This window comes from Azohydromonas sp. (assembly GCF_035325925.1).
GTDB lineage: Bacteria > Pseudomonadota > Gammaproteobacteria > Burkholderiales > Burkholderiaceae_C > Calidifontimicrobium.
This window is the reverse complement of record NZ_DAOKZA010000011.1, coordinates 1-15,102: the sequence shown is the minus strand read 5'-3', so window position 1 is coordinate 15,102 and position 15,102 is coordinate 1. Positions and strand designations below refer to the sequence as shown.

The window sequence follows — 15,102 nt, the reverse complement described above, 5'->3', positions numbered from 1 at the left end:
ACGCCGGCGGACCGGCAAGGCCGGATCCACGGCGCGCGCTTGCAAGCGCGCGGCGCTTCGCGCGCCCACTCTTGATCACCCAAGGCTCGACATGTTCAACAAGATCCTGATCGCCAACCGGGGCGAAATCGCCTGCCGCGTCATCAAGACGGCGAAGAAGATGGGCATCGCCACGGTGGCCGTCTACTCCGAGGCCGACCGCGACGCGCGCCACGTCGAGCTGGCCGACGAGGCGGTGTTCATCGGCGCGGCACCGAGCCGCGAGTCGTACCTGGCGATGGACAAGATCATCGCCGCGTGCCGGGCCACCGGGGCGCAGGCGGTGCACCCGGGCTACGGCTTCCTCAGCGAGAACGAGCAGTTCGCGCGGCGCGTCGAGGACGAGGGCATCGTCTTCATCGGCCCGAAGCACCACAGCATCGCGGCGATGGGCGACAAGATCGCATCGAAGAGGCTCGCCCACGAGGCGAAGGTCAACACCATCCCCGGCTGGAACGACGCGATCGACTCGCCCGAGCAGGCGGTGCGCATCGCGCGCGACATCGGCTACCCGGTGATGATCAAGGCCAGCGCCGGCGGTGGCGGCAAGGGCCTGCGCGTCGCGTTCGACGACAAGGAGGCGGCGGACGGCTTCACGTCGTGCCGCAACGAGGCCCGCGCCAGCTTCGGCGACGACCGCGTGTTCATCGAGAAGTTCGTCGAGAGCCCGCGCCACATCGAGATCCAGGTGCTCGGCGACGCGCACGGCCACGTGGTGTACCTGTGGGAGCGCGAGTGCAGCATCCAGCGCCGCCACCAGAAGGTCATCGAGGAGGCCCCGTCGCCGTTCATCAGCGAGGCGACGCGCCGCGCGATGGGCGAGCAGGCCGTCGCGCTGGCGAAGGCGGTGAACTACCAGAGCGCGGGAACGGTCGAGTTCGTCGTCGGCCGCGACCAGAGCTTCTACTTCCTCGAGATGAACACGCGCCTGCAGGTCGAGCACCCGGTGACCGAGTGCATCACCGGGCTGGACCTCGTCGAGCAGATGATCCGCGTGGCCGCCGGCGAGCCGCTGGGATTCACGCAGGACCGAGTGCGCCGCCGCGGCTGGGCCATCGAGTGCCGCATCAACGCCGAGGACCCGCTGCGCGGCTTCCTGCCGTCGACCGGGCGCCTGGTTCGCTACCAGCCGCCGCCCACGACGATGGAGGCCTCGCTGCCGGTGCCCGAGGGCGGCGGCGTGCGCGTCGACACCGGCGTCTACGAGGGCGGCGAGATCCCGATGCACTACGACTCGATGATCGCCAAGCTGATCGTGCACGGCCTCGACCGCGACGACGCGATCTGCCGCATGCGCGAGGCGCTGAACGCGTTCGTGATCCGCGGCATCAGCAGCAACATCCCGTTCCAGTCGGCGCTGCTGGCGCACCCGAAGTTCGTCGCCGGCGACTTCACGACCGGCTTCATCGCCGAGCAGTACCCGCAGGGCTTCTCGGCGGCCGACGTGCCGCACGACGACCCGGGGTTCCTGGTCGCGCTGGCCGCCGCGGTCAACCGCACCTACCGCAAGCGCGCGGCGATGATCACCGGCCAGCTGCCCGGTCACGGGCTGAAGATCGGTCACGAGTACGTGGTCGTGCTGCGCGGGCGCGACGGGGCGCAGGAGCACCACCCGGTGCAGGTGCACCTGGTCGAAGGCGCGATGCACGTGCAGGTCGGCGAGCGCGCCTACGTGATCGCCAAGGACTGGGCGTTTCGCGACATCCGCGCCAGCGGCACCTGCAACGGCGTGCCGTTCACCGCGCAGGTCGAGCGTCACGGGCTGTGGATTCGCGTCGCGCACAACGGCCGCGCGATCGACGCGATGGTGCTGCTGCCCCAGGCCGCCGAACTGCTGCGCGTGATGCCGCACAAGCCGCCGGCCGACACGAGCAAGCTGCTGCTCTCGCCGATGCCCGGGCTGCTGGTCGACGTCGCGGTGCAGCCGGGGCAGGCGGTGCAGGCCGGCGAACGGCTCGCGGTGATCGAGGCGATGAAGATGGAGAACATCCTGACCGCGTCGCAGGACGGCACGGTGGCCGAGTTGCTGGCCGCGCGCGGCGAGAGCCTGGTGGTCGACCAGCCGATCATGAGGTTCGCATGAGCGCCGGCGGCAAGCCGTTCCGCATCCTGGGCATCCAGCAGATTGCCATCGGCGGCGCCGACAAGCAGCGGCTGAGGTCGCTGTGGGTCGACGTGCTCGGGCTCGAGGTGAGGAGCACCTACGTGTCCGAGCGCGAGAACGTCGACGAGGACGTCTGCGCGCTCGGTCGCGGACCGACCGCCGTCGAGGTCGACCTGATGCAGCCGCTCGATCCGGCCAAGAAGCCCGCGGTGCACGCGACGCCGCTGAACCACGTCGGGCTGTGGGTCGACGATCTGCCCAAGGCCGTCGAGTGGATGACCGCGCACGGCGTGCGCTTCGCGCCCGGTGGCATCCGCAGGGGCGCCGCGGGTCACGACATCTGCTTCATCCATCCGAAGGGCAGCGACGAGTTCCCGATCGGCGGCGAGGGCGTGCTGATCGAACTGGTGCAGGCACCGCCGGAGGTGGTGGCGGCGCTGGGATGACGGGCGGCGCGCCGGCCGCCCGCGGTGACCGCCGCCGCGTGGGGGCGGCGGCGCGCCGACGCACGGTCGACGCTGCGCGGGTCCATCGACGATCCGACACATCGCCGCGTCGGACCATCGGCACGCCGCCATCGGGCAGCAGCGACTGGGCGGCCATGCCGCCGGACCCGTCGCTTGCAGCGCGGCGTCGACCATCGCGGCGACGTCGGCGCGTCGGTCCTGGCCGAGTCCTCGGGGTCGACGCGGCGTTCGTGTGCCCGGCGCTCAGGCCATCTTCACCGCGGTCCCGCTGACGGCGACCATCATCATCCCGTTGGCCTCGCCCAGCACCTCGTAGTCGAAGTCGATGCCGACCACGCCGTCGGCGCCGAGTTCGCGCGCGGCATCGATCATGTCCTGCACGGCGGCGTCGCGTGCGCCCGACAGCGCACGCTCGTAACCGCCGGCGCGTCCACCGACGACGTCGCGGATCGAGCTGAACATGTCGCGGAAGATGTTGGCACCGATGATCGCCTCGCCGTGCACGACGCCGAGGAACTTCGCGACGCGGGCGCCGTCCTGGTCGGGCACCACGGTGGCGAGGAAGAAACCGTCGTCGCTGCTCGAGAACCAGCCCATCGCGCGCTCCTTGCCGAACGGCGGCCAGCTTATCCGATGGCGCCGCGTCCGGCACCGCGGTCGGGGGGCGGGCGCGCGTTTCAGGGTTTTTCCGGTCGGCTGCCGCGGCTGGGGCCGGTAGCGTTTGCGCACACCACGACGCGACGCAGGAGGCGAGGACCATGGGCAAGCTGATGCTGCTGTTCACCGCTGCGGTGCTGACCTGGCAGGCGCAGGCGGCGCCGCCCGGCCAGACCGACCTCGAGCGTCGCACGCGCTTCGGGCCGGTGGTCGGCGTCGACGATTCCGCGGTCAACGGCACCCACGCGTGGAAAGGCGTGCCGTTCGCGCGGCCGCCGGTGGGCGAGTGGCGCTGGCGCGCGCCGGTCGACCCCGTGCCGTGGAAGGCGCCGCGCGCGGCGCAGCAGTTCGGCCCGGCCTGCGTGCAGTACGGCCGCATCTACGGCCCCGGCGCGAACAACCGCTACGACGAGACGATCGGCCAGACGCTGAACCAGGCCGTGGGCAGCGAGGACTGCCTGTACCTGAACGTCTGGCGCCCGTCCGACCGCCGCGGCAACCTGCCGGTGATCGTGTTCGTGCACGGCGGCAGCAACGTCTCGGGCTACACCGCCGACCCGGTGTACGACGGTGCCGCGCTCGCGAAGGCGGCCGACGCGGTCGTGGTCACCGTCAACTACCGGCTCGGCATCTTCGGCTTCTTCAGCCTGCCGCAGCTGAAGTCCGGCGCCGACGCGCAGGAGGACTCCGGCAACTTCGCGCTGCTCGACATCGTCAAGGCGCTGCAGTGGGTGCGCCACGACATCGCGAAGTTCGGCGGCAACCCGACCAACGTCACGCTGATGGGCCAGTCGGCCGGCGCGATCAACGTCTACGCGCTGCTGACGACGCCGGCCACGGTCGACGCGCGACCGCGCCTGTTCCACCGCGCGGTACCGCTGAGCGGCGGCATCTCGCTGGCCACGAACCTGCCGGCCGGGCGCATCCCGACGCTGAACCCGGCCGCGATCTACGAGGCGCAGGGCCAGCAGCTGCTGCTGCAGCAGCTCGTCGTCGACGGTCTCGCTGCCGATGCGGCCGGTGCCGCCGCGTGGGTCGCGAGCCGCAGCCCCGAGCAGGTGGCGGCGTACCTGCGCTCGCGCAGTCCGGCGTCGCTGCTGTTCACGCTGCTCACGCGGCTGGCACCGCAGGGCCTGGCCGGTTCGGGGCCGATCCCCGACGGCGCGATGATGCCCATCGACCCGATCGGCGCGATCGCCGCCGGACAGTACCTGCGCGTGCCGGTGCTGGCCGGCAACACGCGCGACGAGGGCAAGCTGTTCCCGACCTTCCTCGCGCTGTTCGGCACCGGCAGCGGGCGGCTGGTGAGCGACCAGCAGCTGTTCGACCTCCAGTTCGACTACGACCCGGACGCGCCGCCGCAGGTCACGATCGAGCAGTGGATCCCGTCGCAGTACCTGCCGGTCACCAAGCCGGGCGGCTTCAACGCGATGACCGAACTGCTCGACACGCTGTTCATGCAGGCCGCGGCCGACAACGTGCTCGGCACGCTCAAGTCGCGGCAGGACGCGGTGTGGTACTACCGCTTCGACTGGGACGAGGAGCCGGCGCCCTTCGACGACATCTACGGCGCCGCGCACGCCTTCGACCTGCCGTTCGTGTTCGGCAACTTCGGGCCGTCGCTGTTCTCGAACGTCGCCAACTCGACCGCGAACCGCCCCGGGCGGCTGGCGCTGTCGAAGGCGATGATGGCCGCGCTCGCCGCGTTCGCCCGCCACGGCGACCCGAACGTCCCGCAGGCCCTCGGCACGCCCTGGCCCACCTGGCCGGCGAAGCTGATCTTCGACGCCACGCCGACCGACCTGGCGATCTCGGTGCAGTAGCCGCCGCGGGCCCGGCCGGCCCGGCCCCGAGGGCGCTCAGACCAGCCCGGCCACCGGCAGCGCCGCGCCGTGCACGGCGCGCGCGGCGTCGCCGGCGAGGAAGGCGATCGCGTCGGCCAGCGCGTCGGGTGCGACCCAGCGCGACGGGTCGGCGTCGGGCATCGCGGCGCGGTTGTCGGGCGTGTCGATGATCGTCGGCAGCACGCAGTTGACGCCGACGCCGCGCTCGCGCAGTTCGGCCGACATCGACTCGGTGAGCCGGATCACGCTGGACTTCGACGCCGCGTAGGCACCCATCAGCGCGCCGCCGCGCAGCGCGCCGTAGGCGCCGACGTTGACGATGCGCCCGCCGCCGGCGGCCAGCATCGCCGGCACGACGGCGCGGCACATGTTCAGCAGCGTGCGCGTGTTCAGGTCGAACAGCAGGTCCCAGGTGTCGTCGCCGACCTCGTGCACCGGCTCGCCCATGCGGAAGCCGCCGGCCAGGTTGAGCAGCGCGTCGATGCGCCCGAAGCGCTGCAGCGCGGCCTGCGCCGCGGCGGCGGCCTGCGCGGCGTCGCGCAGGTCGGCGGCGGCGAACAGCAGTCGGGCGTGTTCGTCGCCGTGGGCGGCGGCCAGGCGGCTGCGGTCGACGTCGACCAGCACCAGCGCCGCGCCGCGTGCCGCGAAGCGGCGCGCCACCGCGCGCCCCAGGTGCCCGGCGGCGCCGGTGACCAGCACCACCTTGTGCTCGAAGTCGTTCATCGCATCCCCGTCGATCGGCCCCGTGATCGCCGTGCGCTGCGCGCGCGCCGGCGTGCTGCGAGAATACGCGCTCTGCGGAACCAGCCATGAACCACGCACGCACGCTCTACGACAAGCTCTGGGACGAGCATGTCGTCCACGCCGAGGACGACGGCACCGCCATCCTCTACATCGACCGCCACCTGGTGCACGAGGTGACGAGCCCGCAGGCCTTCGAAGGGCTGCGGCTGGCCGGCCGACGGCCCTGGCGCGTGAGCTCGATCGTCGCCACCGCCGACCACAACACACCCACCACCGGCTGGGCCCTCGGCTACGACGGCATCGCCGACCCGGTCAGCCGGCAGCAGATCGTCACGCTCGACGCCAACATCAAGGCCTTCGGCGCGGCAGCCTACTTTCCGTTCCTCGACCGGCGCCAGGGCATCGTGCACGTGATCGGGCCCGAGAGCGGCGCGACGTTGCCGGGCATGACGGTGGTCTGCGGTGACAGCCACACCAGCACGCACGGCGCCTTCGGCGCGCTGGCGCACGGCATCGGCACCAGCGAGGTCGAGCACGTGCTGGCCACGCAGACGCTGCTGGCGAAGAAGGCGAAGAACATGCTGGTGCGCGTCGACGGCACGCTGCCGCGCGGCTGCACGGCGAAGGACATCGTGCTGGCGATCATCGGCCGCATCGGCACCGCCGGCGGCACCGGCTACACGATCGAGTTCGGCGGCAGCGCAATCCGCGCGCTGAGCATGGAAGGGCGCATGACGGTGTGCAACATGGCCATCGAGGCCGGGGCGCGCGCCGGGCTGGTGGCGGTCGACGACAAGACCATCGACTACGTCAAGGGCCGGCCCTTCGCCCCGGGCACCGATGCGCGAACCGGCCGCTTCGTCGGCGGCGTCGAGTGGGAGCAGGCGGTGGCGCACTGGCGCACGCTGGTGTCCGACCCCGACGCGCGCTGGGACGCGGTGGTCGAGCTCGACGCGTCGCGGATCCGGCCGCAGGTCACCTGGGGCACCAGCCCCGAGATGGTGCTTTCGATCGACGAGCGCGTGCCCGACCCCGACAAGGAGAAGGACGCCGGCAGGCGCCAGGCCATCGAGGCGGCGCTGCGTTACATGGGGCTGGAGCCGAACAAGCCGATCGCCGACGTGCGCGTCGACAAGGTGTTCATCGGCTCGTGCACGAACAGCCGCATCGAGGACCTGCGCGACGCCGCCGCGGTGGTGCGCAAGGTCGGCGGGCGCGTCGCCGCGAATGTCAAGTTGGCGATGGTCGTGCCCGGGTCCGGGCGGGTGAAGGCGCAGGCCGAGCGCGAGGGGTTGCACGAGGTGTTCAAGGCAGCCGGCTTCGAGTGGCGCGAGCCCGGCTGCAGCATGTGCCTGGCGATGAACGCCGACCGGCTGGAACCCGGCGAGCGCTGCGCCAGCACCAGCAACCGCAACTTCGAGGGCCGCCAGGGCGCGGGCGGCCGCACCCACCTCGTCAGCCCGGCGATGGCCGCCGCGGCGGCGCTGGCCGGGCACTTCGTCGACGTGCGCCGCATCGCTTGAACCGCAGGAGTCTGAAGATGCCGAACCGGACGTGGATCGCGCTCGTCGCCGCGCTGTGGCTGCTGGCCGGGTGCAACACGGTGCAGGGCCTAGGGCAGGACATCCAGAAGGCCGGCGAGACGCTCGAGGGCGCCGCGAGGAAGAAGTGAGCCGCTGACATGGACGCCTTCACCGTGCACCAGGGGCTGGTGGCCCCGATCGACCGCGAGAACGTCGACACCGACGCGATCATCCCCAAGCAGTTCCTGAAGTCGATCCGGCGCTCGGGCTTCGGCCCGAACCTGTTCGACGAGTGGCGCTATCTCGACCGCGGCGAGCCGGGGCAGGACCCGGCCGCGCGCAAGCCCAACCCCGACTTCGTGCTCAACCAGCCGCGCTACCAGGGCGCGTCGATCCTGCTCGCGCGGCGCAACTTCGGCTGCGGCTCGAGCCGCGAGCACGCGCCGTGGGCGATCCAGCAGTACGGGTTCCGCGCGCTGATCGCGCCGAGCTACGCCGACATCTTCTTCAACAACTGCTTCAAGAACGGGCTGCTGCCGGTGGTGCTGACCGAGTCGCAGGTGTCGACGCTGTTCGACGAGGTCGCCGCGTTCCCCGGCTACACGCTGACCATCGACCTGCCGCGCCAGGTCGTCGTCAAGCCCGACGGCAGCGAGCTGCCGTTCGAGGTCCAGCCCTTTCGCAAGCAGTGCCTGCTCAACGGCTGGGACGACATCGGCCTGACGCTGCGCCACGCCGACAAGATCCGCGCCTTCGAGGCGCAGCGGCTGGCGCGCTTGCCGTGGCTCGCGAACGCGATGGCCGGCGACGAGGGCGCGCGATGAAGGTCGCCGTCCTGCCCGGCGACGGCATCGGCACCGAGATCGTCGCCGAGGCGGTCAAGGTGCTGCGCGCGCTCGAACTGCCGCTCGAGCTGGAGACGGCGCCGGTCGGCGGCACCGCCTACGAGGTGCACGGCCACCCGCTGCCCGAGTCGACGCTGAAGCTGGCGCAGGCGGCCGACGCCGTGCTGTTCGGCGCCGTCGGCGATTGGAAGTTCGACCGGCTCGAGCGGGCCCTGCGCCCGGAGCAGGCGATCCTCGGGCTGCGCAAGCACCTGGGGCTGTTCGCCAACCTGCGTCCGGCGATCTGCTACCCGCAGCTGACGCACGCGTCGAGCCTGAAGCCCGAGCTGGTCGCCGGGCTGGACATCCTGATCATCCGCGAGCTCACCGGCGACATCTACTTCGGCCAGCCGCGCGGGCGCCGCAGCGCGCCCGACGGCGCGTTCGCCGGCGCGCCGGAGGCGTTCGACACGATGCGCTACGCGCGCCCCGAGATCGAGCGCATCGCGCACGTCGCGTTCCAGGCGGCGAAGAAGCGCGGCAACAAGGTGACCAGCGTCGACAAGGCCAACGTGCTCGAGACCTTCCAGTTCTGGAGGGACGTCGTCACCGAGGTGCACGCGCAGTACCCCGACGTCGTGCTCGAGCACATGTACGTCGACAACGCCGCGATGCAGCTGGTCAAGGCGCCGAAGGCCTTCGACGTGATCGTCACCGGCAACATGTTCGGCGACATCCTGTCCGACGAGGCGGCGATGCTGACCGGCTCGATCGGCATGCTGCCGTCGGCGTCGCTGGATGCGAACGACAAGGGGCTGTACGAGCCCAGCCACGGCAGCGCGCCGGACATCGCCGGCCAGGGCGTCGCCAACCCGCTGGCTACAATCCTTTCCGCAGCCATGATGCTCCGCTACTCGCTCGCCCAGCCCGAAGCCGCCGACCGCGTCGAGCGCGCGGTGCAGGCCGTGCTCGCGGCCGGACTGCGCACCGGCGACATCTGGAGCGAGGGCACGACGAAGGTCGGCACGCGCGAGATGGGCGACGCGGTCGTCGCCGCGATCACCGGCAAAACCATCACCAAGAGCTAGCCGCTCTCGGATCGTCTCGCCCCCACCTCCTGGACCCCGGCGATGCGACCCGGGGCAGGCAGGGGTCCGGATCACTGGAAAGGCAAGACTGACATGGCTACACCGCAACAACCGCTGGTCGGCATCGTCGGCTGGCGCGGCATGGTCGGCTCGGTGCTGATGGATCGCATGCGCGCCGAGCGCGACTTCGACCTGATCGAGCCGCTGTTCTTCTCGACGTCGAACGCCGGCGGTGCGTTGCCGGCGTCGATCGCCGGCCTCGCGAAGCACGAGACGACGCTGGCCGACGCGCGCGACCTCGGCGCGCTGAAGCGCTGCGACATCGTGATCACCTGCCAGGGCGGCGACTACACGAGCGAGATGTTCCCGAAGCTGCGCGCCGCGGGCTGGAACGGGCACTGGATCGACGCCGCGAGCACGCTGCGCATGACCGACGACGCCGTCATCGTGCTCGACCCGGTCAACCTGCCGGTGATCAAGAGTGCGCTGGCCCGCGGCGGGCGCAACTGGATCGGCGGCAACTGCACCGTCAGCTGCATGCTGATGGGCGTCGGCGCGCTGTACAAGGCCGGCCTGGTCGAGTGGATGAGCACGATGACCTACCAGGCGGCCTCGGGCGGCGGCGCGCAGCACATGCGCGAGTTGCTGACGCAGTTCGGCACCCTGCACGCCGAGGTCAAGTCTCTGCTCGACGACCCGGCCAGCGCGATCCTCGAGATCGACCGTCGCGTGCTGGCGCGCCAGCAGGCACTCAGCGCCGAGGAGACGGCGAACTTTGGTGTGCCGCTGGGCGGCTCGCTGATCCCGTGGATCGACAAGGACCTGGGCAACGGCGTGAGCCGCGAGGAGTGGAAGGGCATGGCCGAGACGAACAAGATCCTCGGCCAGGGCGAAGGGTTCGGCGGCGCCGCGGTGCCGGTCGACGGGTTCTGCGTGCGCGTCGGCGCGATGCGCTGCCACAGCCAGGCCCTGACCTTCAAGCTGAAGAAGGACGTCCCGGTGGCCGACCTCGAGGCGATGATCGCCGCCGACAACGCCTGGGTGAAGGTGGTGCCGAACACGCGCGAGGCCACGATGCGCGACCTCACGCCGGTGGCCGTGACCGGCACGATGACGATCCCCGTGGGCCGCATCCGCAAGCTGGCGATGGGGCCCGAGTACGTCGGCGCGTTCACGATCGGCGACCAGCTGCTGTGGGGCGCCGCCGAGCCGCTGCGGCGCATGCTGCGCATCCTGCTCGAGGCCTGATCCGGCGCGCAAGAGCCGCGCACGACCCCGCCGCGTCGGCGGCGGACGGCGCCCGGTGGTGCGTTGCGCGGCGACCACAGGCGGGAGCGGGCGCGAGAAGCGTGACAAATGCGGCCCGAAATCGGGCTTTGCATGAGCTTTGCAACCTATATGCTCGAGTCCGCGTCGGTTTCGACCGATCGACACTCGGTGGCAGGCGACTAGACTTGCCGGCGGCGGGCCCCCGGGGCCCGACCTGATCGTTGGGAGAGGCTTTGAACGTGAGTCCAGTCAAAGCGGGGCGCTTCGCCCTCAGGAGCGTGGCGGCTGCGGCCCTGTGCGTGCTGGCCTCCGGGTCGTGGGCGCTGGGGCTCGGCCGACTGCAGGTGCAATCGGCGCTGGGCGAGGCGCTGCGCGCGGAGATCGAAGTCGCCAGCATGACCCCCGACGAGGCGGCCACGCTGCAGGTCCGCGTGGCGCCCCCCGAGGCGTACCGCGCCGCCGGCCTCGACTACAACGCCGTGCTGCCCGGGCTGCGCGCCACGCTGGTGCGCCGCCCCGACGGCCGCGCGGTGCTGCGCCTGGCCAGCGAGCGCGCGGTGCAGGAGCCGTTCGTCGACGTGATCCTCGAGCTGAACTGGGCCAGCGGGCGGCTCGTGCGCGAGTACACCCTGCTGCTCGATCCGCCGCGCATCCAGCCCGCGCCGCCGGCACAGGCCGCCGCGCCGGTGACGTCGCCGGTGACCACGCCGGCGCCGCCCGCACCTGCGCCGCTGGCCGCGGGCCGTCCCCCGGTGCCTGCGCCGGTCGCGTCGCCTCCGCGCGCTGCCGCGCCCGTGGTCGCGGCCGCGCCGGCTCCGCGCCCGGCGCCGGTCGACGCCGACCAGGTCACGGTGCGCCGCGGCGACACGCTCAGCCGCATCGCGACGCGCACCGCGCCGCAGGGCGTGTCGCTCGAACAGATGCTGGTGTCGCTGTACCGTGCCAACCCGCACGCGTTCATCGAGAACAACATGAACCTGCTGCGCGCAGGCTCGGTGCTCGCCGTGCCACGCGGCGACGCGGCGACGCAGGTGCCGCGCGACGAGGCGCTGCAGGTGATCCGCGCGCAGAGCGAGGACTTCAACGCGTATCGCCAGCGCCTCGCGGGCGTGGCTCCGTCGTTGCGCACCGACGAGCCGGCGCGACGCGCCACCGGCACGGTGCAGGCGTCGGTCGAGGAGCGCACGCCGTCGGCCGCAGCGCCCGACCAGCTGAAGCTGTCGCAGGGCACGGTGCAACCCGGTGCCGCGGAAGCGCGGCTGTCGCGCGAGGCCGAACAGCGCGACGCGTCGACGCGAGTGGCCGAGCTGTCACGCAACGTCGAGGAACTCGCACGGCTGCAACAGGCCGCGCGCCCGGACGCTGGCGCGTCGCAACCGGCAGCGCCCGCGGTGAGCGCGTCGGCGGCGTCGGCGGCGGTCCTCGTGCCGGCCGCGCCGGCGATCGCTGCGGCACCGGCACCCGCACCGGCACCCGCACCGGCACCCGCACCGGCCGCCGCGCCGCCTGCTGCCGAGCCCGGTTTCGTCGAGACGCTGCTCGACAACCCGCTGGTGCTGCCGGCCGCCGGCGTGCTGATCGCGCTGCTCGCCGGCCTGGGCATCTACCGCCTGCGCCGCAAGTCGCCGGTGGACAGCGGCGAGACGTCGTTCCTCGAGAGCAAGATCCAGCCCGACTCGTTCTTCGGCGCCACCGGTGGCCAGCGCGTCGACACGCGCGAGGCAGCCGCCACCGGCGCACCGTCGTCGATGAGCTACTCGCTGAGCCAGCTCGACGCGATCGGCGACGTCGACCCGGTCGCCGAGGCCGACGTCTACCTCGCCTACGGTCGCGACCTGCAGGCCGAGGAGATCCTGAAGGAGGCGATGCGCGCCAACCCGGAACGGCTGGCGATCCGCAGCAAGCTGCTCGAGGTTTACGCGAAGCGCCGTGACACCAAGGGCTTCGAAGCGCTGGCGACCCAGTTGTACGGGCTCACGCGCGGCGAGGGCGAGGACTGGCTCAAGGCGCAGGAGCTCGGCCGCCAGATCGACCCCGACAACGCGCTGTACCGCTCGGGCGGCAAGCCGGCCGGCGGCGTGGCCGCGGCGACGACGGCCGCCGCCGCGCTCGGCGCGACGACGATGCCGCAGTCGGTGCTGCCGACGCCGTCGGCCTACGCCGCGCCGGACTCGCGCCAACCGCTGGAGCCGCTGGCACCGATGGACGTCGAGCTCGACCTCGACCTGAACGCACCGCCGCCCCCCGGCGAGCCGCTGTCGGCGCCGATGCCGCTGATGGAGACGACGCAGCCGCTGACGCCGGCGAGCGCCCCCGACTCGCAGCTCGACTTCGAGATCCCGGTCGACGACACGCCGCCGCCGCGCACCGAAGCGCCGTCGCCCGCGGCCGCGCCGTTCGACCTGGGTTCGCTGTCGCTCGACCTCGACGCGCCGGGGCCGGCGAACACGCTGCCGGGTGCGCTCGAACCGCCGATGCTCGACTTCGGCACGCTCGCCGGCGCGAAGCCGGTCGAGCTGCCGCCCGAGGACGACGACGAGCTCACCGACCCGCTGCAGCGCAAGCTCGAACTCGCCGAAGAGTTCCGCCAGATCGGCGACGTCGAGGGCGCGCGCGACCTGCTCGAGGAGGTCGTCGCCAAGGGCGGCGACGCGCTGAAGGCCAAGGCGCAGGCGATGCTCGACGACCTCGCCTGACGGCGCGGCGGCGGCGGCAGTGGCGTCGCGCCTCGCGCTGGGCGTCGCCTACCGCGGCGCCGCCTACCATGGCTGGCAGAGCCAGCCAGATGGCCGCACCGTACAGGATCACCTCGAGCAGGCGCTGTCGGCGTTCGCCGATGCGCCGGTCGCCACCGTCTGCGCCGGTCGCACCGACGCCGGCGTGCACGCGCTGAATCAGGTCGTGCACGTGGACCCACCGGTTGAGCGCGAGCCGTTCTCGTGGGTGCGAGGCACCAACCGCTTCCTGCCCGCCGACATCGCGGTGCAGTGGTGCCGCCCGGTCGGCGGCGACTTCCACGCCCGCAACAGCGCGCGGGGGCGGCGCTACGTCTACCTGGTGCTCGAGTCGCCGGTGCGCCCGGCACTGGAGGCCGGGCTGGCCGGCTGGGTGTTCCGCCCGCTCGACGGCGACTCGATGCGCGCCGCGGCCGACCTGCTGGTCGGCACGCACGACTTCAGTGCGTTCCGTGCTGCCGCGTGCCAGGCCGCGAGCACGGTGAAGGAACTGCGCGCGATCGCCATCTCGCGCCGCGGCGCGCGCACCGGGGCCTATTGGCGTTTCGACTTCGACGCCAGCGCGTTCCTGCACCACATGGTGCGCAACATCATGGGCTGCCTGCTGGCGGTGGGACAGGGGCGGCACCCGCCGGGTTGGGTCGGCGAGGTGCTGGCGTCGCGCCGGCGCGAGGCGGCGGCACCGACGTTCGCGCCCGACGGGCTGTACTTCGCCGGCGCGTACTACGATGCGCGGCATGGACTGCCCGCCGCGACGCCCGCCTTCGACTGGATACCCTGAATCGGCGCGGCGCACGCGCATCAAGGTCTGCGGCCTGACCCGCGAGGCCGACGTCGACGCCGCGGTCGACGCCGGCGCCGACGCGGTCGGCTTCGTGCTGTGGACGGGCAGCGCGCGTGCCGTCGGCGCGGCGCGGGCGGGGACGCTGTCGCGGCGGCTGCCGCCTTTCGTGACGCCGGTGCTGCTGTTCGTCAACGCCACGCCGGCCGAGGTCGGCGCCGGTGTCGCCGAGGTGCCGCACGCGCTGCTGCAGTTCCACGGCGACGAGACGCCGGCGCAGTGCGACGCCGCAGGCCGGCCGTACCTGCGCGCCGCACGCATGGCGCCGGGTTTCGATTTGTTAGACTTCGCAGCCCGCTTCGGCAACGCCCGCGCGCTGCTGCTCGACGCGCACGTCGAGGGATACGGCGGCGGCGGAAAGGTCTTCGATTGGTGCTCGATTCCCCCCGGCGTGCCCTGTCCGGTCGTTTTGTCTGGTGGGTTGAATCCTGCCAACGTGACCGATGGCGTGCTGCGCGTGCGGCCCTGGGCCGTTGACGTGAGCTCCGGCGTCGAGAGCGCGAGAGGCATCAAGGATGCCGCGCTGATGCGCCGGTTCTGCCTGGCGGTGCGCGAAGCCGACGAACGGCTCGCCGCCGCGACCTGAGACCCCGTTTCGATGCTGAACTACTCCCAACCCGACGCGCGCGGGCACTTCGGGCCGTACGGCGGCACCTTCGTCGCCGAGACGCTGATCCACGCGCTCGAGGAACTGAAGGCCGCCTACGGCCGCTACCGCGCCGACCCCGAGTTCGTCGCCGAATTCCAGTCCGAACTGAAGCACTTCGTCGGGCGCCCCAGTCCCGTGTACCACGCGGCGCGGCTGAGCCGCGAACTCGGCGGCGCGCAGATCTACCTCAAGCGCGAGGACCTCAACCACACCGGCGCGCACAAGGTCAACAACACGATCGGCCAGGCGCTGCTGGCGCGCCGCATGGGCAAGCCGCGCGTGATCGCCGAGACCGGCGCCGGCCAGCACGGCGTGGCC

Annotated in this window: 14 protein-coding genes; 12 read left to right on the top strand and 2 right to left on the bottom strand. The window is 72.1% G+C overall.

The genetic code is table 11. The features are described from left to right. Positions 1–91: 91 nt before the first annotated feature. Both PKC53_RS05940 and PKC53_RS05935 read left to right on the top strand, forming a co-directional pair. The gene (locus PKC53_RS05940) at positions 92–2,122 is read left to right on the top strand and encodes an acetyl/propionyl/methylcrotonyl-CoA carboxylase subunit alpha (protein ID WP_324427294.1); all 2,031 of its coding nucleotides are present in this window, start codon (positions 92–94) and stop codon (positions 2,120–2,122) included. After that, on the top strand, positions 2,119–2,589 hold the full coding sequence (locus tag PKC53_RS05935; protein ID WP_324427292.1) for a VOC family protein: 471 nt from the start codon (positions 2,119–2,121) through the stop codon (positions 2,587–2,589). The genes PKC53_RS05940 and PKC53_RS05935 overlap by 4 nt, the downstream gene beginning before the upstream one ends. A 264-nt stretch (positions 2,590–2,853) precedes the next feature. On the opposite strand, the gene PKC53_RS05930 is transcribed toward PKC53_RS05935, so the two are convergent. Beyond that, the gene (locus PKC53_RS05930; protein ID WP_324427290.1) at positions 2,854–3,207 is read right to left on the bottom strand and encodes a heavy metal-binding domain-containing protein; all 354 of its coding nucleotides are present in this window, start codon (positions 3,205–3,207) and stop codon (positions 2,854–2,856) included. A gap of 161 nt (positions 3,208–3,368) precedes the next feature. Between PKC53_RS05930 and PKC53_RS05925 the strand changes: the two genes are divergently transcribed. Further along, positions 3,369–5,090 (top strand): carboxylesterase family protein, encoded by a 1,722-nt coding sequence (locus PKC53_RS05925; RefSeq protein WP_324427288.1) that lies wholly within the window; start codon positions 3,369–3,371, stop codon positions 5,088–5,090. Positions 5,091–5,126: 36 nt separating this feature from the next. Here PKC53_RS05925 and PKC53_RS05920 read toward each other — a convergent pair whose 3' ends face one another. Continuing rightward, positions 5,127–5,834, bottom strand: coding sequence for an SDR family NAD(P)-dependent oxidoreductase (locus PKC53_RS05920; protein ID WP_324427286.1), 708 nt, complete (start codon positions 5,832–5,834; stop codon positions 5,127–5,129). Positions 5,835–5,920: 86 nt separating this feature from the next. On the opposite strand from PKC53_RS05920, the gene leuC reads away from it, so the two are divergent. From leuC to PKC53_RS05875, 9 genes are all read left to right on the top strand, one after another. Then, positions 5,921–7,378, top strand: a complete 1,458-nt coding sequence (gene leuC / locus PKC53_RS05915; RefSeq protein ID WP_324427284.1) for a 3-isopropylmalate dehydratase large subunit — start codon at positions 5,921–5,923, stop codon at positions 7,376–7,378. Between the two features lie 17 nt (positions 7,379–7,395). Then, a complete protein-coding gene (locus PKC53_RS05910; protein WP_324427282.1) occupies positions 7,396–7,527 on the top strand; it encodes an entericidin A/B family lipoprotein in 132 nt (43 codons plus the stop codon). Between the two features lie 9 nt (positions 7,528–7,536). Further along, a complete protein-coding gene (gene leuD / locus PKC53_RS05905) occupies positions 7,537–8,202 on the top strand; it encodes a 3-isopropylmalate dehydratase small subunit (protein ID WP_324427280.1) in 666 nt (221 codons plus the stop codon). Further along, positions 8,199–9,290 (top strand): 3-isopropylmalate dehydrogenase, encoded by a 1,092-nt coding sequence (gene leuB / locus PKC53_RS05900; protein ID WP_324427278.1) that lies wholly within the window; start codon positions 8,199–8,201, stop codon positions 9,288–9,290. The genes leuD and leuB overlap by 4 nt, the downstream gene beginning before the upstream one ends. A gap of 93 nt (positions 9,291–9,383) precedes the next feature. Then, a complete protein-coding gene (gene asd / locus PKC53_RS05895; RefSeq protein WP_324427276.1) occupies positions 9,384–10,538 on the top strand; it encodes an aspartate-semialdehyde dehydrogenase in 1,155 nt (384 codons plus the stop codon). A 260-nt stretch (positions 10,539–10,798) separates the two neighbouring features. Beyond that, positions 10,799–13,255 (top strand): FimV/HubP family polar landmark protein, encoded by a 2,457-nt coding sequence (locus tag PKC53_RS05890; protein WP_324427274.1) that lies wholly within the window; start codon positions 10,799–10,801, stop codon positions 13,253–13,255. 19 nt (positions 13,256–13,274) lie between these two features. Next, entirely contained in the window at positions 13,275–14,075 is an 801-nt protein-coding gene (truA, locus tag PKC53_RS05885) for a tRNA pseudouridine(38-40) synthase TruA (protein WP_324427272.1), read from the top strand. Beyond that, positions 14,032–14,721: a phosphoribosylanthranilate isomerase gene (locus tag PKC53_RS05880; RefSeq protein ID WP_324427270.1), complete on the top strand. Its 690-nt coding sequence runs from the start codon at positions 14,032–14,034 to the stop codon at positions 14,719–14,721. The genes truA and PKC53_RS05880 overlap by 44 nt, the downstream gene beginning before the upstream one ends. A 12-nt stretch (positions 14,722–14,733) precedes the next feature. Continuing rightward, positions 14,734–15,102, top strand: a 369-nt coding sequence (locus tag PKC53_RS05875) for a pyridoxal-phosphate dependent enzyme (RefSeq protein ID WP_324427269.1), incomplete at its 3' end; no start/stop codon positions are given.